We start from the raw sequence: 22612 nt of genomic DNA, 5'->3' as shown, positions 1-22612 counted from the left end.
AACTGGCTGGCGAGGGTGTCCGCGCGGAGGATCGAACTCGTGGATGTCCTTGAGCTCGCGCGGTGGCAGTTCGGCATCACCACCGTCTACCACTTCCTGATGGTCCCGCTGACCATCGGACTTTCGGTGCTGGTCGCGGCCATGCAGACGGCATGGGTGCGCACCGGCAAGCTGCGGCACCTCAAGATGACGAAGTTCTGGGGCAAGCTGCTGCTCGTCAACTTCGCCATGGGCGTCGTGACCGGGATCGTGCAGGAGTTCCAGTTCGGGATGAGCTGGAGCGCCTACTCCCGGTTCGTCGGCGACGTGTTCGGCGCGCCGCTCGCCATGGAAGGCCTCCTCGCGTTCTTCGTCGAATCGGTCTTCCTCGGGCTGTGGATCTTCGGCTGGGACCGGCTGCCCAAGCGTGTGCACCTGGCCTGTGCCTGGGCGTTCTCGCTGGCCACGATGGCTTCGGCGTATTTCATCCTCGCCGCGAACTCGTGGATGCAGCATCCGGTGGGCGTCGAGTTCGTGAACGGTAAGCCGACGATGAACTCGATCGGCGCGGTGCTCACGAACAACACCGCGCTCGCCGCGATCCCGCACACGCTGGCCGGCGCGTTCTCGGTGGCGGCGGCGTTCCTGGTCGGCGTGGCCGGATGGCATCTGTGGCGGAAGCGTTCGTCTTCGGACGAGCACCGGGACGTCTGGCGCTCGTCGCTGCGCCTCGGCAGCTGGGTCGGCATCGTGGCGTTCGCGGTGCTGGCGATCACCGGCGACGCGCAGGGCAAGCTGATGTTCGAGCAGCAGCCGATGAAGATGGCGTCGGCGGAAGCGTTGTGCCACACGGAAAAGCCGGCGAGCTTCTCGATCATCGCGATCGGCGACGTGGCTAACGCCAACTGCGAGGACGTGAAGACGTTCAACGTGCCCGCGCTGCTGTCTTTCCTGGCGCACAACGACTTCTCGACCGAGGTCAAGGGCGTGGAGAACCTGGTTTCGGAATACCAGGCGAAATACGGCACGAACTACCCGAACGACCCGGCGCTCGGCTCGCTGGCCGGCAAGCCGATCGACTACGTGCCCAGTCTGCCGGTGACGTACTGGGGCTTCCGGATCATGATCGGCTTCGGCGCGATCTCGGCGGGCATCGGCCTGCTGGCCCTGTGGCTCACCCGGCGCGGCCGAATTCCTGGCGGACGCTGGTTCCCACTGATGGTGCTGGGCGGCATCGCGACGCCGTTCATCGGCAACAGCGCGGGCTGGATCTTCACGGAGATGGGGCGGCAGCCGTTCGTGGTCGCGCCCAATCCGACCGGCGTCGAGGGCATGTGGATGTTCACCGCGCAGGCGGTTTCGAAGCTGACCGTCGGTGAGATTCTGACGTCGCTGATCTCGCTGACGGTGCTGTACGCGGTGCTGGGTGTGGTGGAGCTGTACCTGATGCGCAAGTACATCCGGGGCGGGGTGGACGCGGTGATGCCGCCCGCTGCCTCTTCTGACTCCAAAGACTCGGACGGTTCGGATGATTCCGATGACCAGGCGCTTTCGTTCGCCTACTGACCCGGTGGAGCGGGCCGGGGTGCCGCCAGAAGACCCGGAGGGCCGGGTCTGGGCGCGGCTCGCTCCACTGGCCTGGACTGAGTGTCCGGGCGCTCCTGGGACGCCCCGTACCCAGCGTAATCGGGTCGTGGCTCTCGCGGGTTACCCACAGCGAATCTGTGGACAACTCGCTGGGTTGTGGATAACTCAGGGCCATCGTGGGGACAACCCGGTGGCCGATCGGATGACGCCGGCGGTCGCCGGACGAGGTGAGTGGGGATGACACTCGAAACGCTGTGGTTCGTGATCGTCGCGCTGTTCTGGCTGGGGTATCTCTTCCTCGAAGGATTCGACTTCGGCGTCGGGATGCTGCTGCCGGTCCTCGGGAAAACGAACACCGAGCGGCGCGTCCTCGTCAACACGATCGGGCCGGTCTGGGACGGCAACGAGGTCTGGCTGATCGTCGCGGCCGGGGCGACCTTCGCGGCGTTCCCCGGCTGGTACGCGTCGCTTTTCTCCGGCGCGTACCTCCCGCTGCTGATCGTCCTCATCGCGCTCATCGGGCGCGGCGTCGCGTTCGAGTACCGCGGCAAGGTCGACTCCGAACGCTGGCGGCGCGTCTGGGACCGCGTGATCATCATCGGTTCCTGGGTCCCGCCGCTCGGCGTCGGGCTGCTGCTCGCGACCACCGTCCTCGGCCTGCCGCTCGACGCGCAGGGCAACCGCGTCGGGTCGCCGTTCGAGTCGGTCCGGTGGGACACGCTGCTTGGCGCGGTCGCCATCGTCGGGTTCTCGCTCGTGCACGGCGCGGCGTTCCTCGCCCTGAAAACCACCGGTGACCTGCGCGAACGTGCGCGCACCCTGGCGCTGCGCATCCTCCCGGTCGGGCTGGCGCCGCTGGTTGCGTTCCTGGTGGTCGTCCAGGTCCGCGAAGGCAAACTGTGGACGCTCATCTCGCTGGTGATCGTCGTCCTCGCCGCGGCGGTGGCGTGGCTGCGGCTCCACGCCGACCGCGACGGACAGGCCTTCGCCGCGCTCGCGGTCGTCATCACGGGCGCCGCGGTGACCTTCTTTGGCGCGCTCTACCCGAACGTCCTTCCGTCCACATTGGACCCCGTGCACTCGCTGACCATCATGAACACCGCGGTCAGCCACTACACGCTCACAGTGATGACCTGGGTCGGCGCGTTCGGAGCGCCGGCGGTGCTGATCTACCAAGGCTGGACCTACTGGGTTTTCCGCAAACGCATCGGCGTCCAGCACATCCCGGCGGCGCACTGACCATGACTGAACTTCCCAGCCGCGCACCCCTTTCCGCCACCGGGTCCCCCATGGACCCAGTGCGGCTGGGCAAGGGTCCGCTCGGCGCGCTCTCGGCCCTGGGGCCGGCCGCGCGCCGAGCGCTGGCCCTGGTCGCGGTGCTGTCGTTCGGGAACGCGGTTTTCCTTGTCGGACAAGCTTTTCTGCTGGCGGACATCCTCGCGGACGTGGTCTCCCGGGGGCTGGGGGAAGGGGGCCGCACCGTCCAGTTGGCTGTTCTGTTCGCGCTCGTCGTGGGCCGGGCAGGCACCAGCTGGGCGGTGCGGGTTGTCTCCGCACGCGCCGCCGCGACCGCGCAACGCGATCTGCGCGCCCGCGTCGTCGACCACGCGTTGCGCCTCGGCCCGGAATGGCTGGCCCGGCGCGGCCACGGCGAACTCACGACGCTCGTCACGCGCGGCCTCGACGCACTCGACTCGTACTTCCGCGAGTACCTCCCGGCGCTCGTCACCGCCGCGGTCGTCCCGCTCGCGGCGGGCGCGGCGATCCTGTGGACAGATTGGCCCTCGGCGGTGATCATCGCCGCGACGGTCCCGCTGCTGCCGATGTTCGCCGTCCTGGTCGGAAAGTTCACCGCCGATCGCGTTTCCGGCGCGACGGACGCGGTGCACCGGATGTCCGGTCTGCTGCTCGAACTGGTGCGGGCATTGCCGGTGCTCACCGCGTTCCGGCGGGCCGACGCACAGGCCGAAACCGTGCGGAAACTGTCGGAACGGCATCGTCGCGCAACGCTCAAAACGTTGAAGGTCGCGTTCTCCTCGGCGTTCGTGCTGGAGCTCGCGGCGACGCTGTCGGTCGCGCTGGTGGCTGTCGTCATCGGCGTCCGGCTCGTCTCGGGATCGCTCCCGCTGGCGATCGGGCTCGGCGTGCTCATCCTCGCTCCCGAGTGCTACCAGCCGATTCGCGCGGTCGGCGCGGCGTTCCACGCGAGCGAGGACGGGGTGGAAGCAGTCCGCCGGGTGACTGCGGTACTCGCGGAGCCGGTGCCGGCCGAAGGGACGCGCCCCGCGCCCTGTGGATCGTTGGTTGTGTCCGACCTAAAAGTCGCCCGGCGCGGCGGATTCGCCCCGGACGGCGAGAGTTTCTCCGTTCAGCGCGGCCAGATCGTCTGGCTGCGAGCACCGAGCGGTGGCGGCAAATCGACAACTCTGGCGACGTTGCTGGGCTTCGTGCCGTCGTATGACGGATCGGTGATGGCCGGTGACGTCCCGCTCGCTGAAGCCGATCTCGAACGGTGGCGCGCTGGCATCGCGTGGGTTCCGCAGTCGCCGGTGTTCAGCGGCGGCACAGTACGGGAAGAACTTGCTGGTCCCGACGTCGACGCAGTGCTCAGCGAACTGGGCTTGCACGGTCTCGCCGACCGTCCGGTCGACCGGCTCTCCTTGGGACAACGCCAGCGCGTCGCCGTCGCTCGGGCGTTGCTGCGCGTTCAGTCTGGCGCGTGGTTGCTGCTGCTGGACGAGCCGACCGCGCACCTGGACGACGTCAACGCGCGGCGAGTGTTGGACGCTGTCGAGCGAGCCGTCGAAAACGGTGCGGCGGCGGTAATCGCTGCGCACGAACGTTCTGCCGCAGTAGCCGTTGCGGACTCAGCTCCTGCCGTGGTCGTTGAGTCCACTTCGGACATTCCTGATGCGCGCCCGATTCCCTGGCGCATGCTGCTTGACCGTCGGCTCTTCTCCGGCGCTTTCTTGGGTGCCTTGGCGCTCTTGGCCGGGATCGCCCTGACCGCGACCTCCGGTTGGCTGATCGCCAAAGCATCCCTGCAGCCGCCGATTCTGACCTTGACCGTGGCGGTCGTCGGGGTTCGCGCGTTCGGCCTGGGACGGGCCGGACTCCGGTACGTCGAACGGCTCGTGACGCACGACGCCGCCTTCCGCATCGCTGGCCGGTTGCGGGTTCGGCTGTGGAATGCGTTGGTGCGCTTGGGCCCGGCGCGCAGCCTCGAAGCTGGGGAGAGCCAGCGTCGGCTGGTGACGGACGTCGACACGGTGCGGGATTTGCTGCCGCGAGTTGTATCGCCGCCGATCGTGGTCGGGTTGGCCGCGGCCGGGGCTGTCGCGGTGCAGACGATGGTCTTGCCGTCGGCCGGTTTGGTGCTGGCCCTGACGGTGCTGATCGGCCTGGCAGCACCGGCAGTCGCGCTGCGCTTGGAACGTCGAGCGACCTCGGCCCTCGCTGCTGGACGGCGTGACGTCGCGGCGCGGGTATTGGTGTTGTTCTCGTCGGCGGCAGAGTTGCTCGCTTATGGCCGAGCGGCGTCGCGGCGTCGCGAGCTGGCTTCGACCGATACCCAACTGGCTGTGGATACCCGGCGACAGGCGTTCGGCGCTGGTGCGGCGGATGCGCTGATCACGCTGGCGACCGGGGCGGCTGCCGTGGTCAGCACGATGCTGGCCGCGGGGGCGGTCGGTCGCGGGGAGTTGGCGGGCGTGCTGGCGCCGTTGCTGGCGTTGGTGCCGTTGGCGTTGGCGGAGGTGCTGGCGTTGCTCCCGCAGGCGGCGCATTGGGACACGCTGCGGGCGGCTCGGGTTCGGCTTGGTGCGGTGGTTGGCGAGTCGGAGATTGGTGCTGCGCTGGACGGCGCGGTCGCTGGTGAAACCGCTGGAGCTGGTGGCCGCGAAGCAGCTCAGACGGGTGCTGAACCGGCGGACGAGCCAGCGTCCGTCGTTGCAGGACCGGACCTGGACGGCCCGGCCGCAGTCCGGTTGCGGGGCGCCGAGCTGGGCTGGCCTGGCGGCGAGGCGGTGTTGAAGGGCGTTGATCTGAGCGTGCCGACCGGGGCTTACGTGGCGGTCGTCGGGCCGAGCGGGGCCGGGAAGTCGACGCTGGTGGCGGCCTTGCTGGGGTTCCTTGAGCCTCGGGCGGGCGAGGTTGTCGCGCCCGGCAAGGTGGCTTGGGCGCCGCAGGAGCCGATGTTGGTTTCGACGACTGTCGCGGAGAATTTGCGGCTCGCGGATCCGCTGGCTGAGACGTCGGATTTGCGCCGGGCGCTGGATCAGGCGGAGTTGCCGGACCTGGATTTGGCGACGGTGCTCGACAGCGCTGGGGCCGGGTTGTCGGGCGGGCAGGCGCAGCGGGTCGCGTTGGCGCGGGCGTTGCTGGCGGCTCCGTCGGCCGGGTTGGTGTTGCTTGACGAGCCGACGTCGCACCTCGACGAGCCGACCGCGCGGGCGTTACGGGCGACGCTGCGTACGGAGCTTGCTGGACGGACGGTCGTGCACGTAACGCACAATGCGGATGAAGAGCTGCAAGCGGACATTGTTTTCGAGGTTCGGGACGGACGCGTCGTGCGGCGGGCGTTGCCGCGGGTGCCGGCGTGACGGAGGGTTGTTGGTGACGGTCACGATTTCGGGTCTGGGGCAGGGGGCCGCGCTAAGGTCGGAGTTGCTCATGGACCCGACACTTGCCGCGCGCGCACTTTCCGCGGCCACGGAGATCACCAGCACCGCGCTGTCCGGGGACGACCCGGAAGCGGTGCTGGAAACAGTCGTGGCCAGGGCTGTTGAGCTCGCGGATGCCGACCTCGGACTGGCGATGGTCAGCGCCGACGACGGCCGCGTCGTGGTCGAAGCGGCGTACGGCATCGACGGCTTGCTCGCGGAGGTGCCGACAGGCGACGCCGAACGCGGAGCGGTCGGGGAGCTGCGCGGGCTGACGCTGGAAACGGACTCCGCGGCGGGCCAGGTCGCGCGCGGCAGCGAGCCGATCGCGGCGGAGGACTTCATCGTCGATCCGCGCACGGCACCGTATGTGCCGGATGAACTGCGTGGGTATGGGCCGTTCGCAGCCGCGCCATTCGGATCCGGCGGACGGGTGCTTGGCGCGCTCACGGTGTATCGGCGGAAGGGGCGCGAGCCGTTTTCCGCAGGCACGGTCGAAATGCTCGCGGCGTTCGCGGCGCAAGCTGGAGTCGTACTCGCGCTGGCGGAAGGCGCGAACGCGCGACACCGCGTGACTCTGTACCAGGAGCGCGAGCGCATCGCCCGCGAGCTGCACGACGTGATCGTGCAACGGCTTTACGGCACCGGGATGCAGCTGGACCGGGTGCGCCGCAACATGCGCAAACGCTTCGCACAGGCCGACGGGGCCCGGCTGTCCGACGCGATCGACCAGCTGGACCAGACCATCGAGGAAATCCGCGGCACCGTGCGAGCCTTGCGCTCGCCGGAGCCGCGCCACGACCCCGGCACCCCGACCGACCTCGCCGAATCCGCGCGCGGCGAGGTCCGCATCGCCGGCGAACTGCTCGGATATCCGCCGACCCTGGAGTTGTCGGGCGAGTTCGCCGACATCCCGGCCGAACGAGCCGACCACATCCGCGCGGCGCTGCGCGAGGCACTGTCCAATGTGGTCCGACACTCCGGTGCTAGCGAGACCCGCGTGACGTTGACTCGTGATGCTGAGGGCGTGAAGCTTCGGGTGCGGGATAACGGATCCGGGGTGCCGCAAGGGGTCGCTACTAGGGGGTTGCGGCATCTGGCCGAGCGTGCTGATGCTGCTGGTGGGCGGTTTTTCCTCAATTCTTCGCCTAGTTTGGGGACGCTTGTCGCGTTTGATCTGCCGCTTGGGTGATCACGTTGTGGCGCAGGGGTTTCGGTGATCGTGTCGCGAAGGTGCTCGCCGCAGTTCCGGCGCGACGTCCGCAGCGAAGCTGCCGTGCCACGATGAGTCCACCTCGCCGCGACGGGGCCACGCCACGACGAAGCTGCCATGTCGAAATACGTGGTCGCTACACCGTGGCAAGGCCGTCACGCCAGGACGGTTCGCTGCATCGACCGCAGTGATGCGCAACGCAATAGCCCGCCCCGCGTTGAGCGCGCGTGGCAGTTACCGCGCTGAGTCGAGCGCGTCGCGGTAACCACATCGGACCGAGCTTGCCTTGCGTTGGACTCGCCTCGAACCTTGCCAGCCGCATTGTGTTGTGCAGCCCGGCACTGTGTCGTCGACCCCGCGTTGCGGCGACCTAAGTGCCGCGCCGAAATGCCATGTCGAAACGCTGCGGCGGCCCGATTTGCGGCGACCATGCGTCGTGTCGAGAAGCCATGCAGAAACGTCACGGCAGTCCGGTGTCGCGGCGACCTAGTCTTGCACCGAAACGCCACGTCGAAACGCAACGGCGGCCCGATGTCGCGACGACCAAGTGCCGCGCCGCAATGCTATGTCGACCCAGCATTGCAGCGACCCGGCACTGACTCAGCACTGTTCGGGTAGCCACCTCAAACCCACTGCCGAAACCAGCTGCCTCACAACCGTCCTCATCGGACCTGCCACTCGGATCGCAGCGAACGCACTGCGTCCCGCGTTTGTCCTGAATCGCTCGCAGCAAACACGCTGTCCCAACCTCGCGCCGCTGTGAACCCACCGCTGTGAACACACCGCGCACCAAGAGATTCAGCCTTCACGAGTCATCGAGCACGCTCCTTCCTCACATCTCCGTCTGCCACCGAGCCGTTTCCCATGGTAGCGAGAAATCGAACATCTATTCGGCACTCAATTGGGTGAATCAATCAACGGAAGTCGGCTACCCTCAGCTTCGTCTGGGACGCCGAGAACCCCGTACGCAGCAACGCGTACGGGGTTTGGGCGCGGAATCAGCAGAGGTCAGTCGCGGGCAGCGAAGAAAGCGCGAATGTCGCCGGCGAGGAGGTCGGGGCGTTCCAGGGCCGCGAAGTGACCGCCTTCCTCGAAGCGGCTCCAGTGCACGATGTTCGTGTTGTCGCGTTCGGCGAAGGTCTTGATCGTCTGGAAGTCGTCCTTGAACACCGCCACGCCGGTCCGCGCGTCGCTCACCCGCGGTTCGGCCTCCGCGCGGGCGTTCTCCAGATAGCTGCGGCTCATCCCGGAAGCGGCGTTGGCGAACCAGTTCACGCTCACCTCGAGCAGGATCTTTTCCAGCGGCACCAGCGAAGTCCCGTTGCCGAAGGAGTTGAACAGCTCGCTGTAGGCGAGTAATCCGATCGGGGAGTCACTGAGGCCGACGGAAACCGTTTGGGGACGCGAGGCGTTCATCGTGTTGTAGCCACCAACTGATTGAAACCATTGCATGTGCGCGAGACCGGCGTGGTCGGCCGGGTCGAGGCGCTCGAACTCCGCCGGGTCGCCGGACGGGAACGAGAACAACTGCAGGACATGCAGGCCGAGGAAACCGTCCGGGTTCACCAAGCCGAGCTCCCGGGCGACCATCGCGCCGTTGTCCGAGCCGTGGATTCCGTAGCTCTCGTACCCGAGGCCGCGCATCAGCCGGTCGTACGCGGCGGCGACGCGGGCGACTGTCCAGCCGGATTCGGCGACGGGCTGCGAGAAGCCGTAGCCGGGCGCGTCGGGGACGACGACGTCGAAGGCGTCCTCGGCGCGGCCGCCGTAAGCGACCGGGTCGACGAGGCGGTCGATCAGGTCGAGGTAGTCGACCGACGAGCCGGGATAGGTGTGCGCGAGCAGCAGCGGCGTCGCGCCGGGGTGGGCGGAGCGGACGTGGATGAAGTGGAACGTCTGGCCGTCGATCTCGGTGGTGAAGTGCGGGAAGGAGTTGATCCGGGCTTCGGCGGCGCGCCAGTCGAAGCTCCGCCACGCCTCGATCGCCGTTCGCAGGTAGGCGTTCGGGGTGCCGGCGTCCCAGTCGTCGGTCGGCGACGGCTGCGGCAGGCGGGTGCGGGCGAGGCGGTCGTGCAGGTCCGCGAGTTCGGCGTCGGTGACCTCAACGGTGAAGGGGCGGAGGGCGAGGGAGGCGGTTGCGTTCGTCATGAGAAGAACACTAGGAGGCTATTAGGTAGGATTAGTTCCTAATAGAATAAGGAGTTTCGATGGCCGATCCGACGGCGCGGTTGCTGGCGCTTCTCGCACTGCTTCAGAACGCGGCCGGGCGGAGCGGCAGGGAGTTGTCGGAACGCCTGGGCGTCTCGGCCCGGACGATCCGGCACGACGTCGAACGGCTGCGTGACCTGGGCTATCCCGTCGAGGCGACGCGCGGGAACGTCGGCGGCTACCGGCTCGGCTCTGGCGGAAAGCTGCCTCCGCTCCTGCTCGACGACGAGGAGGCGGTGGCGGTCACGGTCGGGCTGAGAGCCGCGGCGGGCATCTCCGGGATCGACGAGGCTGGCACGCGGGCGCTCGCGAAGCTTGAGCAGGTTCTGCCAATGCGGCTGCGCCCGACGGTCGACGCGCTGCGGTCGACGATCGACCGCGGTCCGGAGAACACGGGCACCGACGCGCCCGATCCGGAGGTCGACGGTGCCGTGCTGCAGGAGGTCGCGCGGGCGATCCGGCACGTCGAATGGCTCCGCTTCGACTACGCGGACGAGCTGCGGCTGGTCGAGCCGTACCGGTTGCTCAGCTGGCAACGGCGCTGGTACTTGGTCGCCCGCGATCCGCAGGACGGCAGCTGGGCGACCTACCGCATCGACCTGATGGAGCCGCGGATGCCGACCCGCCGCCGGTTCGAGCCGAATCCCTTGCCTGGCGGGGATTACACCGCTTTCGCGATGCGCACGATCGCGGCGAGCGGCTGGCTCGTGCACGCGCGCCTGCGCATCGACGCTCCTGCGGAGAAGGTGCTGTCGCGGATCAACCCGACGGTCGGCGTCGTCGAACCCATTGACGAGAACCGTTGCGTGCTCGTCACCGGTGCGGACAGTTTGGACACCGTAGCTGTCTACATCGGAATGCTGATGATGGACTTCACCGTCGAGTCGCCGCCGGAGCTGGTCCCGTTGCTGCAGTTGCTGTCCGAACGCTACGGCCGCGCCGTCGCGGGAAGCTGATTCACTTGCCGCGCCGGGCAATCCACGCCGCTGCTTGGGTGCGGCGCTGCATGCCGAGCTTCGCAAGCACGGACGTCACGTAGTTCTTCACCGTTTTCTCGGCGAGGAAAAGACGTTCGGCGATCTCGCGGTTCGACAGCCCCTGCCCGATCAGCTCCAGCACGTCGCGCTCGCGATCAGTGAGAGCGGCCAGCTCGTCGGTCGGCGGATGGCGCAGCTTGTCGAGCACGCGGGCGGTGCTGACCGGGTCGAGCAACGACCGCCCGGCGGCGACCTCGCGGACCGCGTTCACCACGTCCTGGCCGCGAACCTGCTTGAGCAGATACCCCGAAGCGCCCGCCATGATCGCGCCGACCATGGCCTCCTCGTCGTCGAACGCGGTGAGCATGAGACAGGCCGGCGGATTCGGCTTGGACCGCAGCTCGCGGCAGAGCGTGATGCCGTCGCCGTCACCAAGACGCACATCCACGACCGCGACATCCGGCTCGACGTGCATGGCCACCGCGAGCGCCTCCTCGACGCTCCCGGCCTCGGCGACCACCTCCAGGTCGGCCTCGTCGCTGAGCAGGTCGCGCAGGCCCCGCCGGACGAGTTCGTGGTCGTCTACCAGCAGCACCTGAATCGGCATATGTCCAGGTTACGGGCCGTGGGGCGGTTCGTCTGCCGGTGGTGCCGCACGACACCAGCGCGCAACGACGCCTCACCCAGGACTTGAGCCGTTGGAGCGCGGGCGTGAGCCGTTCCGACGTTCTCCCGCCAGCGTCTCGTCCAGCGTTGCGCGCAGCTTGGCCAGTTCGCTGTCCCGACCCCGTGAGCTCACCGACTCGAGGAGCGCCAGTCGCATCTCCTGGCGGTCGAAGTCGTCGGCCTCGCTCATCAGCCGTCCCACCGCGTTGCGGAAAGGGTCGTCGCTGTCGAGCAAATTCCGGCCGATCGGGATGTCGTAGGTGTGGATGTAATCGAGGACCGCTTTCACCTCCACTTTGTCCTGGCTCAGCATCATGGCGAGCAGGCTCACTTTGCCGGAGTCGATCACTTCGCTGAAAAAGCTGATGCGCTCACGGTCCATTTCGCGTTGCTCACGGTCGACTATGCGAGCCCGCCGGATCGTCTCGAGCGCGTGCCGGTGCAGCGAACCGGCACCGTTGAGGCGGAAGAGCGTGTCGGCCTTGCCCCACGAGATGGGGCCTTCGCTGACCGGGATCATCGGAGCGAGCAACCGGTCGGCGACGTCCGTGAGGTTTTCGACCTCGTCCAGCGCGGTGCGGTGCACGACTGGGCGCAGCCGGTCCTCAACACTGCTGCGGATGGCGTCGAGGTGATCGAACTTCGGGCGGTAGATCAGTGCGACTGGATCGGTGACCTGCCAGATCACCGAAATAGTCGCCTCGACGATGCCGCCTTCGTTCGCTGTTTCGAACACGCTCGTGAAGGTCATGCTGGTCGGCGAGATGTCGACCTCGTAGAGGTCCTTCACGTGCTTCGCCATGCTCAGCCCGAGCTTGTGCACACCGGTCGTGGCGCCAAGATGCAGATTTGTGCTGGCCCACATCCCGTCGTCGCAGCGGGCGACCAGGACGCGGTCGTGCTGCTTGCGCGATTGGTGGCGCAGGATGGCGGTGAAGGGACGAGGAAGCCGGCGTACCCCGTGCCAGGACTGGTAGGGCGATTCGTTCTCCATCTCATATTTCCTTCACAATCAGATCGAGTTGACGGGCGAGTACTTGAGAGTTTTCGCCGCGGGCGGCAAGATATTTTCGGAGGTCGTATCCAAATCTCCGGACAAAATCGGAGTCGCCGGTGAGGAGAGTGTGCAGCAGGTATCTGCTCTTCGCGGCTTCGCTGGCGGAGATGGTCGCCCAAGCGGCCTGGTTAGCCAGCCACCGCATCATCAGCGGTCGATACTTCAGGCTCGTCAGTAGCGCGGAACCGACCAGTCGGACCGCAGGCTTGTCGCGCTCAGTGAGCGGTTTCTCCGATCCGGCGACGAAAAGGGCCTTGATCGCGCACCGATAAGCCATGGTCTGGGCTTGTGCTCCTCCGGTAAGCAGCCACATCGCCGCGGTGCTCAGGACCAGGCTTCGATTATTGGGCTCGGCCAGCAGCGCCTGCACTGCCCTCGGGATCAAGCGCCGGAGGCTGTCGTCGCAGTTCTTGGTGAGCCGTCCCAGTTGTGTCATAGCGAATTCGGGATGAGCCTTTCCGAATTCGACTCCGCAGGCGATGGCAACCGCATGGCGATAGCAGGCTGGCGCGTTCGGCTGGCTCCAATGCCGCAAGACGTCCTTGATCTGCTGGACGTAGCCTGGGTTGGCGCAAAGCGAGCCCAGTACCGTCGCGGCCATGGTCTGACTGTGAGCGGGCTTGCTCGGGCCCAGCCAAGGAAAAACCCATCGCATCGGGTTGGGTTCCGCAGCGGAGGCCAGTGTGGTGCCGAACCGGGTCAGTGCGCTTTGTTGCGCCGGCGAAGCGCTGGCCAGTTCATCGGTGAGCGTGCACAGCCATTCTTGAATGACGGGCCGGACCCGTTCGAACTCGGTCCACACGTAGCTCAGCAGCAGTGGCCCCCAACCGGGCCGGCTGAACCGGACCGGCCCTAGTGCGAGGTTCGAAGACGAACTGGAGGCCGGGCACGCGATGTGTGCGTGGACAGAGTTCAGCCGGTCGCTTCTGCTCCGTTCGAGGAGATCGGGCGGCTGGTAGGGCCAGATTTCCCCGTTCTCCGGATTGGCCAGTACTTTTTCGAGTTTCTCCGCAGCCGAGGCGATCTTGTAATAAGGGCATCCTTCGAGCAAGGAAACGGTGATGGCGAGAGCTCTGCTGCTTACGTCGGGGTGCTCTCCGAACCATGCCTGGATGTCCTCGTCGGCACGTCTGGTCAACGTGGCTTTCACATCGGCCAGCGAATGCTCTCCCGCTTCGACCGCGGCCAACAGTCGAGCCACTTCCGCCGCATGGCGTGGTCCGCGATGCACGGGGGAGACGGTTTCGAGGTCGATCTCGCTGAGCAGTTCGGTCCGGCGGTCGTTCGAGATACCGCGCGCGGTCAGATGTGCCTGGACGACGGCGACCGCAGGGGGTGCGGCCAACTCGGCGACGTATTTGGTGACGTTGCCTAGATCCGGATTTCCCAGGAAGGTCAGCACCAGATACGAGTCTTGCGATCGAAGACGCTCCGACAGTTGGTCCAGCGTGCGCTCGCAGTCTTCCGGTGACCAGTCGTTGGCGTCGTGATTCGCCCACAAGTAGCCGGTCGTGTTCGCTTGATGCGCCAGGAGATCTTTCGCGGGACGCGTCGGGTCGAGGTGGTGCAGCGACTCGAGGTTGAGATCGATGAGCAGACGGATCCCTGCGTGAGTTCGCCCGCAGGAATGCCCGGACAATACGACGAGATGCCGCTTCCGGAGGACGGCTGCTGCTTCGGCGAAGCGGGCTGGGAAGCAGAAAGCTTTGGCAGCTTGGGTGATTCGCTCCTCCGGCACCGGCCCTTCGACGAGGTTGGACTTGGTGCGTCGCGGCTCCTCCGGATTGAAGATCTGGACCAAATTCCCGTTGTGGTCGCCCTTGAAGTTCGCCCCGGTGACGGTCTGTGGTCCACCTCGCTCTTGGGGGAGCTCCTGGTCCTCGGCGGCCGGAACTTCGGTCTCCGGCGATTTGTCTGCCGGGCCTTCGACTGCGGGCGCTTCGGTTGCCGTAGTCACCGCGGCCCGCCAGGAACGTGGATGGTCGACTCGATCGGCCCGTAGTTCGACCCTTGCAGGCTGACCCCGTACACGTTTTCGGTGTGGAACTGCGGTGCCGGCCCGTTGCCACCAGGGTTCCGCGTGGCGCTTGGCGTGGAGGGCCGGCTGGATTTCGCGGGGTCGGGCAACGCGTCCGGATCGAGGCCGGGCGCCCAGACCCAGCCCTGTTCTCCGAACTCCTTGTGGCCGAGGCGCAAGGGTGCGAACTGGTCCGGGCGCAGGCGTTCGGTGTGCCTGCCTTTCACCGCGGCCCGATAAGCCTGGTCCGAAACCACTAGCGCCACCGGCACCTCGCGGCGGGTTTCAAGGTCCTCCACCAGTTCGTCGAACGCTTTCGCGGCCAGGAGCCGGGAGAGGTTGATCGTCGGCCGTTGGTAGCGCTCGCCCTCCGTCACGACGACTGGGGCGGTATGCACCGCCAGCCGCAGCCGAATCGCCGGGCGGTGCCGGCGGTTGTGCTGGTACAGCTTCGGCTGGAGCAAGTACGCGGCGTCGACCAGCGCGGGCAGGTCCTGCTCTGGAAAAGCCGACAGGGAGCCGTCTCCGGTGTAGGAGTAGTTGGCGCGTGCGGTCAGGTCGGCGCCGGACTCCGTCAATGCCGCCTCGACGAATTCTTTCGCTTCGCGTCGGAGGTCGTCGAGCTGATCGTCGTCGACCTTGGACGAGTCGACGATGTCGTAACCGAACAGCGCTTTCGAGCTGGGCATCGGCATGTTTTCTCCCCTTCCCGTGATCCGGTGCGGAGAGTCTTCGATACGACCTTGCCCGTCGACTACCGTCTCGTGGGTAGACAATGGATCGGAATCGTGCTATTCGTCACCGCTCGCCAAGCGCCCGTAAGCGAGGCAGATCACGCAGGACGAACAGCAGCCGTCCAGTGCGGACGACGCCGTCGGAGGTCAACCGGGCGAGCGCCGCGTCGACGGACTTGGGTGACGCGCCGACAGTCTGGGCAAGTTCGCGCCGGGAGAACCCGGTGATGGTGATGTGGCTCGGGCCGGTGCGGCCGAACGAGTCCGCCCACGAGAGCAGGGTTTGCGCGACTCTGCCCACCACGTCAACCGAGAGCTGGGTCAGCCGGGCCTGTTCGGCCCGCTGGAGCCGCAACCGGACCGCAGTCAGCAAGTACCGCATCGCCTGCGGGTGGCGGACAGTAAACGCACGAAATGCGGCTCCGGGGATCTCGGTGACGAAGCCTGGCCGTCTGCCGACGCCAGAAGCCGACCGCGGGCTTTTCTCCACCGCGCTGACTTCGCACATGAGTTCGCCGCGGCCGTAGATGCCGACGATCAGCTCGGTCCCGTCGACGTCCGCCACGGAGACCGTGACCAGGCCGGATTCGATGAGAAACACGCTTCCGTGCGGATCGTCTTGCCGGAAGAGCCGGGCACCGGTCCGGAAAGGACGGCGTACTCCCTGGCTCCTCAGCTCGTCGAGCGCGGCCTGCTCCATCCAGGTCGAGAACGCCGGCGGCGCACTATCCACGGGCTCAGTGTCTCTCACCCGATACGGCCAGGGAAGCGGCCGAGTCGGCGATTGATCCGGTTTCACCGGGCTAGCGGAGGGAACCTCTTCTCATTCCGGTCCACCTTCGCGTTCGCCGCTTCCAGCAGGTCGATTCCCAGCACATCCGCGAGCCGGACCAGGTACAGCATTACGTCGGCGATTTCGTCTTGGACGTTGAACTCCCGGGTCGGGTCCGCGCGCCAGTTCGCGGCTTCCTCCGGGGTCAGCCACTGGAACAGGGCGATCAGCTCGCCTGCTTCGCCGGACAGGGCCATCGTCAGGTTTTTCGGGGTGTGGAACGGTTCCCAGTCCCGGGCGGCGGCGAAGTCGCGGAGGCGCTGGGTCAGGTCTTCTAGGGTCACTGGACCTGACTATCACGCGCAGTGCTCACCTGGGGTGTACGGGTTGGGCCGAAAAGAGTACGCCGTTGGCCCACACGCCGGTTACGGGCCATACGGCAGACTGTTCGCGTGAGCGTCCCCGACCCGGTCGAGTACACCGCCAAAATCGGTGCGGTTCTCGATACTGTGCGGCGGCTGCTCGACTCCGGCAGCCGCGCTGATCTCGCGCCGCTCGCTCGGCGGGCGGTGGACGACATCGTGGGCATGCTCGAGCAGCACGGCGACCTCGCGGCGGACCTTGAGGAGCGGCTTGACCAGGCGGTCGCCTTGTACGCGCGGGCTTGTGCGGCTCGGCCGCCGGAGCCGGGGCAGCTCGCGGACTGGGTGCTCGAAGCGGCGTTCAGCGGGCGGGCGGTCGCGGTGGCTGATTTCGCGGCCGCACTCGGGGGCGCCGGGCTCGCGCGGATGAAGTCCATTGTGGACGAAGTATTGCGCGTCAGGCAGCCCGAAAAGGTCGAGATCGCGCAGCGGCTGCAGGAGGAGATCGCGGAGGCCAGTGGGGACGTGGACGGGCTGGTCGCCATTCTCGCGGCCAAGCCGCCTCGGGTGGACGTCAGTCTCAAGATTGTCCGGGTGTTGCGGGCGGCTGGGCGGCACAGCGAGGCGATCGCTTACGCGGCGCGGGTGCTGACTCCGCAGCGGGCAGGGACGCGGCGACTGGCGGAGAAACCGCAGCGGGCGGAGGCGCGACTGCGGGCGGAGAAGCTACCGGCGGAAAAACCGCAGCGGACCGAGAAGCCTCAGCAGGTCGAGAAGCCGCAGCGGGCGGAGGCGCGGCTACAGGCAGAGAAGCCACCGGCGGAGAAGCAGCGGAAAGACGCACCGCAGCAAAAAGAAGACTCCATCCCCGAGTACCGCGAGCGAATCGAGCACCTGATCGCGCAAAAAGAAGCAGCCGCGTACCAGGAAGCAGCGCAGTGCCTCAAAAAACTGCGCACCCTGCACAAACAAGCGGGCACGGCGGAGGAGTTCACCGGCTACGTCGCCGAGCTGGTGAACGTCCACCGCCGCAAGACCCGGTTGCTCGCGGAGATCCGGGCGGCCCGGATCGCGCTTCCGAAGGGCTAGATCTCGGCCAGGGCGGCGCGGTAGGCGTCGAGGTCGTAGTCCAGCTGGTCTTCTTCCTCGGTTTCGGTCAACTGTCCTTCTAGGACAGTCACCAAGCGGTCGAGGACCTCGCCCCGGGAAAGGTCCTGCTGCAGCAGATTCTGCGCCGCGGTCCAGACTTCGGCGGGTTCGTCGTCCCACAGCTGGTCCACAATGGACGTCTCAAGGGCGAGACGCAGACCGTCGGCGCCGTCGAATTCTTCCGCGGCCAGGGACTCGTGATACTCCGGGTGGGCACCGATCACCAGCAGGCGGCGCTGTTCCGGGTCGCCTGGGTCCAAATCGGTCAGTTCTTCGTCACCGATCACTGTGGACAGTTCGGGCACCGCGAAACGGCGGCGTGCCACCACTTCGAGGGCTTCCTCGGCGGACTCGGTGCCGTCGAGGTAATCGCTGAAGTCGTCTTCGTCATCGTCCGAGAGGTACTCGCCGAGGTATTCGGTGACTTCTTCCAGCAACGCCGCGGTGGCGACCTCGGACAGCCCGGCGCGAGCGGCGGCCCAGCCTGCCCAAGAAAGCACGACCGGCGCGACGGCGTCCTCGTCTTCCAGCTCGTATTCGCCGTCCAGCAAGGATTCCAGAAAGCGCGCCAGCTTTTCCGGGCCGACGCGCAGCGGGTTCGCCGGTTCGGTGCGGCAGCCGTGGTCTACCAGCAGGTCGGCGATTTCGCGGGCGGCGTCGGCGTCCGGCAGGTTCGTGTCGGCGAGGAACTGAGTGACGGCGCCCTCGCGCTGTTCGGCGCTCCACTCGGCCACCGGCGGAACCTCCGAAGGCTCCGGCAGCGAACGCGCCCAGGTCAGCGCGATGGCGTGGAACCGGGTGTAGTCCTCGCCGACGTCCGGCTCGTCCAGGGCGTCCGTGGCGGCGATTCCGGACACCAGCAGCCGGTGCGCGTCGGCGGGTTCGATCTTTTCCAGTACGACCAGTTCGCCGTCTTCCTCGACCTGCGAGCGCATTTCGGCGAGCACCTCGTGCGGCTCCTCGATGACCACCAGGTCGCGCACCCGGCCGCCCTCGGTGAAGTCCAGCAGCGCGAGCAGGCCGAGCGAATGGTCGCCTCGGGAGAAGACGCACAGCAGCGACGACTCGTCGCCGTAAACGTCCCCGGTGCGCCAGCATTCGCCGACGCTGACCTGCCCGACCTCGGCGGCCCACTCCGGCTCCGGGATGCCGCGGCCGAGCACGACACCGAGCGCCTCGGCCGCCGCCGCACGCTCCTCTTCGGACTCGGCCAGCACCTTCAGCGCGGCCAGCAGCGCTGCCGCGCCAGGCGTGATCTTGCGCTGTGCGAACGCGATCAGCTCGAGTCCGAGCTGGCTTTCCGGTTCGTCCTCCACGACGACGTCCCGCCACTGCCCGACGACCTCGGAACCGAGCAGGTCGATGTCGAACGGACCGGGCTCGGCCGCGACCGCGGAGAAGTCCCGCAGCACGTCCTTGAACAGACCGTTGACGCTGGGGGCGGTGGGTAGGGAACTCTTCTTGCGCGCGCGGCTCACCGGACTCATGCCGCACATCTTGCCTGGACCGAAAGCTCAGGCCTCAGCTGGTCGGCTCCGCCGTGCTGCGTGCCTTGACGCGCCGTTCGCGCAGCGCGTCGTCGAAGTCGACGACGAACGCCCCCGCGGCCATCGCGACCAGCAGCGTCAATCCCAATACCGCGCCAACCCAGGTCAGGACGATAGTCAACATCGTGGCCTCCTTCGCAGGTCAAGTGCTCTCGTCCTGCTGCTTTCAGGGTCGCTTGCCGACCGGGCAGCTGGTATCGGCCAAGTGGTTACGAAGACGCTGGCCGATCGGTCAATTACCCGGCTGTCGGGAAGAAAGAGACCACTGAGAGGCGTGTGGGTGACGGTCAGAGTTTCCGCAGTCGAACACGGTTGATGGCGTGGTCGGCGTCCTTGCGGAGCACGAGCGTCGCGCGCGGCCGGGTCGGCTTGATGTTCTCCATCAGGTTCGGCTCGTTGATGGTGCGCCAGAGGTGCCGCGCTTCTTCGCGGGCCTCGTCGTCGTCCAAGCCGGCGAAGTGGTGGAAGTGCGACGCCGGGTCGGCGAACGCGGTGTGCCGCAGCTTCAGGAATCGCTCGACATACCAGTGCTCGATGTCGTCGATGTGCGCGTCGACGTAAATCGAAAAGTCGAACAGATCCGAAACGGTGAGGCTCGGGCCGGGCTGCAGGACGTTCAATCCCTCGATGATCAGGATGTCCGGCCGCTCCACGACCTGCTCCTGGTCTGGGAGGATGTCGTAGGCGAGGTGCGAGTACACCGGCGCGGACACCCGCTCGGCTCCGGACTTCACCTCGGTGACGAACCGCAGCAGCGCGCGCCGGTCGTAGCTTTCCGGGAAACCCTTGCGGTGCATGATTCCGCGCCGGGTCAGCTCGTCGCGCGAGTAGAGGAACCCGTCGGTCGTCACGAGGTCGACGCGCGGGTGGTCGGGCCAGCGGGCGAGCAGGGTGCGCAGGATCCGGGCGGTGGTCGACTTGCCGACCGCGACACTGCCCGCGACGCCGATCACGAACGGGGCTTTGGTGTTGCGACAGTCCTCGCCGAGGAACGTCGTGGTGGCCTCGTACAGCTGTTGCCGGGCCTTCACCTGGAGGTTGATCAGCCGCGAAAGCGGCAGGTACACGTCGGCGACCTCGGCGAGATCGATTTGTTCCCCGAGCCCGCGGAGCCGGACCAGCTCGTCCGCGGTCAGCGGCAGCGGAGTGGAGCTGCGCAGCTCCCGCCACTGTTCCCGATGCAGCTCTACATAAGGGCTGAGTTCACGGACCCGTGTGGGCATCGCACACTCCTCGGCCGTCGCCTGCGCTGGCTCCGTCTGCGCTACTTCCGTAACGCCGTATCAACGGTAGGGCTTACCGCGCGTGAACGCGCTGTGATGTGATGCACGCACCCCTGAACCGAGAGATATTCGCTTACCGAAGGTGACCGTTGGTCCCGAAAACTTCTTGCCACGCCGCGGCGACCTGACGGGCGCACGTGGCCGGCGCCACGCCGCCGACGCCAGTGCCGAGACCGGGCATCGCGATCGTTCGGACCGCGGAGGCGACCGAGCCGGAATCCAGCTGTCCGCGCTGCCACTGCAGGAACACCGCGCGCGCCGCGAGATACGGGTGGACGGTGTCCGCGGGCAGTCGTTCGCCGGGCTCGCGCATGGTCGGCGCACTGATCAGCCAAGCCGGTTCGGACTCGCCGGTCGGGACGATCACGGACTCGCCGATCGGCAGCTCACCGCCGTAAGAAGCCAAAACCGCGCTGCGCACGCTCTGCTCGATGCCGGGGAACGCCCGTGCGTAGACCGCGTCGATCCCGCCGCGCATCCAGCCGTAGGAATTGGCCGGGCTGACCACCGCCTGCGCGGCTATATCGAGCACCGAACCGCGGTGCACCCGGACGGAGCCGACGACGTCCGCCGCGGCGGAGGTCCACGCCGCGGCCAGCGGTTCATCGACGGCGCACAGCACCAATTCCGGCGTTCGGGGAGAACCCGGCGAAACGGCTTCCCCGTGCCCGGCGTGTGTGCCTGAGTCGGCGGTCACCGTGCAAGCATGGCAAAAAACGCCACCCGGCGTAACCGGTTTAACCACCGGCTGTCCGAGTGAAAAGCGCCACGCGCGCGGTCGCTAGCCTGACTCCCGTGTTGCGGATCGCGTATTTCGGCCCTCAGGGCACGTTCACCGAGCAGGCCGCCCGCGCGCTCGCGCCGGGCGAGGACCTGACCCCCTACGAGACCGTCCGGCTGGCGCTGCAGGCTGTCCGCGACGGCGCCGCGGACGCCGCGTGCGTGCCGATCGAGAACTCCGTCGAGGGCGTGGTCCCCGCGACGCTCGACGGGCTCAGCGACGGGGATCCGCTCGTCGCCACGGCCGAGACGATCCTGCCCATCCACTTCAGCGTGCTCAAACGGCCAGGCGGCGGCGAAATCCGCACCGTCGCGAGCCATCCGCACGCGCTCGCGCAGGTGCGCGAGTGGCTGGAGGAGAACCTGCCGGACGTCACCCCGGTCGCCTCGTCGTCCACCGCGGCGGCGGCCGTCGGCGTGGTCGAGGGCGATTTCGACGCGGCGGTGTCCGCGCCGGTCGCGATCGAGCACTACCCGCTGGAGGAGCTGGCGACCGGCGTCGCCGACGTCCGCGACGCGCAGACCCGGTTCCTGATGGTGCGTCGTCCCGGCGAACTGCCCGCGCCGACCGGAGCCGACCGCACGTCGATCGTCGCGGCCGCGGTCAACCGCACCGGGACGCTGTCCGATCTGCTGGTCGAACTGGCCGGCCGCGGGATCAACCTGACCCGGATCGACGCCCGGCCGACCCGCAACAACTTCGGCGAGTACCGGTTCTTCATCGACTTCGAGGGCCACGTCGCCGAACCGCGGATCATCGACGCGATGGCCGCCCTGCGCCGCCGCTCTCACCTGCGCTTTCTCGGTTCGTACCCGCGTGCGGACGAGGTCGCGGCCACGATTGAGGACGGCGCGGGGAACCAGGATTTCCTCGACGCGCAGGCGTGGGTCGACGCGGTTTTGAAGGGAGAAGGCGCATGAGGTTGCTGCTGGTCCGGCACGGACAGACCGAGGGCAACGTCCGCCGCGCGCTGGACACCGCGTTGCCCGGTCCGCCGCTCACCGAACTCGGCCGGGAGCAGGCCGCGGCGCTCGCTGAGCAGCTGAAATCCGAGCCGATCGTCGCGGTGTACGCGTCGGAAGCGGTTCGGGCGCAGCAGACCGCAGCGCCGCTGGCCGAGGCGTTCGGGTTCGACGTGCAGGTGATCGAGGGCGTCAAGGAGGTCGACGCCGGTGATCTCGAAGGCAACACCGACCTGGACTCGATCGGCGTCTACCTGCGCGTGGTTAAGGCCTGGACGGAAGGCGACCTGGACGTCTCGATCCCCGGCGGCGAGACCGGCACGCAGGTGCGGGACCGGATGCTCGGCGCGGCCAACGAGCTGCGGGCCAAGCACGAGGAAACTTCGCCGGACGGAGTAGTCGTGCTGGTCAGCCACGGCGGCGCGATCCGGCTCGCCGGGGAATGGCTGGCCGCCAACGTGCCCGCCGAACTGGCGAACGAGGCGCTGATCCCGAACACGAAGTTCGTCGAGCTGGAAGCCCGCGACCACGGATGGGAGTGCGTCCGCTGGGTCGACACCCGCCTTTCGTGAGCGGTTGATCACTCGTGCGGGGAAACGCTGAGTGAAGCCGGGGCCGGTGGGGAACTCACCGGATGCGGAGCAACCCCGTCCGGAC

Annotated in this window: 19 protein-coding genes; 8 read left to right on the top strand and 11 right to left on the bottom strand. The window is 67.5% G+C overall.

The window, feature by feature from the left end; genetic code table 11:
* Positions 1–39 precede the first annotated feature (39 nt).
* From ACWDNU_RS22700 to ACWDNU_RS22685, 4 genes are all read left to right on the top strand, one after another.
* Positions 40–1545 (top strand): cytochrome ubiquinol oxidase subunit I, encoded by a 1506-nt coding sequence (locus ACWDNU_RS22700; RefSeq protein ID WP_370932624.1) that lies wholly within the window; start codon positions 40–42, stop codon positions 1543–1545.
* A gap of 258 nt (positions 1546–1803) precedes the next feature.
* Complete coding sequence (cydB, locus tag ACWDNU_RS22695) at positions 1804–2805, top strand: cytochrome d ubiquinol oxidase subunit II (RefSeq protein ID WP_449670366.1); 1002 nt, start codon at positions 1804–1806, stop codon at positions 2803–2805.
* A 50-nt stretch (positions 2806–2855) separates the two neighbouring features.
* A complete protein-coding gene (gene cydD, locus ACWDNU_RS22690) occupies positions 2856–6167 on the top strand; it encodes a thiol reductant ABC exporter subunit CydD (protein WP_449670365.1) in 3312 nt (1103 codons plus the stop codon).
* A 70-nt stretch (positions 6168–6237) separates the two neighbouring features.
* Positions 6238–7419: a GAF domain-containing protein gene (locus ACWDNU_RS22685; protein WP_449670364.1), complete on the top strand. Its 1182-nt coding sequence runs from the start codon at positions 6238–6240 to the stop codon at positions 7417–7419.
* A 1029-nt stretch (positions 7420–8448) separates the two neighbouring features.
* Here ACWDNU_RS22685 and ACWDNU_RS22680 read toward each other — a convergent pair.
* Positions 8449–9588, bottom strand: a complete 1140-nt coding sequence (locus ACWDNU_RS22680) for an epoxide hydrolase family protein (RefSeq protein WP_370932620.1) — start codon at positions 9586–9588, stop codon at positions 8449–8451.
* A gap of 59 nt (positions 9589–9647) precedes the next feature.
* Here ACWDNU_RS22680 and ACWDNU_RS22675 point away from each other — a divergent pair, with 59 nt between their 5' ends.
* The gene (locus ACWDNU_RS22675) at positions 9648–10604 is read left to right on the top strand and encodes a helix-turn-helix transcriptional regulator (RefSeq protein WP_449670363.1); all 957 of its coding nucleotides are present in this window, start codon (positions 9648–9650) and stop codon (positions 10602–10604) included.
* Position 10605: 1 nt separating this feature from the next.
* Here the strand turns inward: ACWDNU_RS22675 and ACWDNU_RS22670 are convergent, their stop codons facing one another.
* The 6 genes from ACWDNU_RS22670 to ACWDNU_RS22645 all read right to left on the bottom strand — a co-directional run bounded on the left by ACWDNU_RS22670 (position 10606) and on the right by ACWDNU_RS22645 (position 16215).
* On the bottom strand, positions 10606–11232 hold the full coding sequence (locus ACWDNU_RS22670; protein WP_009085782.1) for a response regulator: 627 nt from the start codon (positions 11230–11232) through the stop codon (positions 10606–10608).
* A gap of 72 nt (positions 11233–11304) precedes the next feature.
* Complete coding sequence (locus tag ACWDNU_RS22665) at positions 11305–12285, bottom strand: hypothetical protein (protein WP_449670362.1); 981 nt, start codon at positions 12283–12285, stop codon at positions 11305–11307.
* Between the two features lies 1 nt (position 12286).
* Complete coding sequence (locus tag ACWDNU_RS22660; protein WP_449670361.1) at positions 12287–14305, bottom strand: hypothetical protein; 2019 nt, start codon at positions 14303–14305, stop codon at positions 12287–12289.
* A complete protein-coding gene (locus tag ACWDNU_RS22655) occupies positions 14302–15060 on the bottom strand; it encodes a hypothetical protein (RefSeq protein ID WP_449670360.1) in 759 nt (252 codons plus the stop codon). The genes ACWDNU_RS22660 and ACWDNU_RS22655 overlap by 4 nt, the downstream gene beginning before the upstream one ends.
* A gap of 103 nt (positions 15061–15163) precedes the next feature.
* The gene (locus tag ACWDNU_RS22650) at positions 15164–15832 is read right to left on the bottom strand and encodes a Crp/Fnr family transcriptional regulator (RefSeq protein WP_449670359.1); all 669 of its coding nucleotides are present in this window, start codon (positions 15830–15832) and stop codon (positions 15164–15166) included.
* Between the two features lie 62 nt (positions 15833–15894).
* Positions 15895–16215, bottom strand: coding sequence for a nucleotide pyrophosphohydrolase (locus ACWDNU_RS22645; protein ID WP_449670358.1), 321 nt, complete (start codon positions 16213–16215; stop codon positions 15895–15897).
* 108 nt (positions 16216–16323) lie between these two features.
* Between ACWDNU_RS22645 and ACWDNU_RS22640 the strand changes: the two genes are divergently transcribed.
* Positions 16324–17322: a hypothetical protein gene (locus ACWDNU_RS22640; protein ID WP_449670357.1), complete on the top strand. Its 999-nt coding sequence runs from the start codon at positions 16324–16326 to the stop codon at positions 17320–17322.
* Here the strand turns inward: ACWDNU_RS22640 and ACWDNU_RS22635 are convergent.
* From ACWDNU_RS22635 to ACWDNU_RS22620, 4 genes are all read right to left on the bottom strand, one after another.
* Positions 17319–18869: a hypothetical protein gene (locus ACWDNU_RS22635; protein ID WP_449670356.1), complete on the bottom strand. Its 1551-nt coding sequence runs from the start codon at positions 18867–18869 to the stop codon at positions 17319–17321. The genes ACWDNU_RS22640 and ACWDNU_RS22635 overlap by 4 nt on opposite strands.
* A gap of 34 nt (positions 18870–18903) precedes the next feature.
* Positions 18904–19053, bottom strand: a complete 150-nt coding sequence (locus ACWDNU_RS22630) for a hypothetical protein (RefSeq protein WP_182893641.1) — start codon at positions 19051–19053, stop codon at positions 18904–18906.
* A 163-nt stretch (positions 19054–19216) separates the two neighbouring features.
* Positions 19217–20152: a type I pantothenate kinase gene (gene coaA / locus ACWDNU_RS22625; protein WP_370932613.1), complete on the bottom strand. Its 936-nt coding sequence runs from the start codon at positions 20150–20152 to the stop codon at positions 19217–19219.
* A 133-nt stretch (positions 20153–20285) separates the two neighbouring features.
* On the bottom strand, positions 20286–20909 hold the full coding sequence (locus ACWDNU_RS22620) for a macro domain-containing protein (protein ID WP_370932612.1): 624 nt from the start codon (positions 20907–20909) through the stop codon (positions 20286–20288).
* A gap of 98 nt (positions 20910–21007) precedes the next feature.
* Between ACWDNU_RS22620 and pheA the strand changes: the two genes are divergently transcribed.
* Both pheA and ACWDNU_RS22610 read left to right on the top strand, forming a co-directional pair.
* Positions 21008–21913, top strand: coding sequence for a prephenate dehydratase (pheA, locus tag ACWDNU_RS22615; protein WP_449670355.1), 906 nt, complete (start codon positions 21008–21010; stop codon positions 21911–21913).
* On the top strand, positions 21910–22527 hold the full coding sequence (locus tag ACWDNU_RS22610; protein WP_370932610.1) for a histidine phosphatase family protein: 618 nt from the start codon (positions 21910–21912) through the stop codon (positions 22525–22527). The genes pheA and ACWDNU_RS22610 overlap by 4 nt, the downstream gene beginning before the upstream one ends.
* Positions 22528–22612: the final 85 nt, after the last annotated feature.

This window comes from Amycolatopsis sp. NPDC003676 (assembly GCF_053587275.1).
This window is presented reverse-complemented; position numbering and strand designations above follow the sequence as displayed.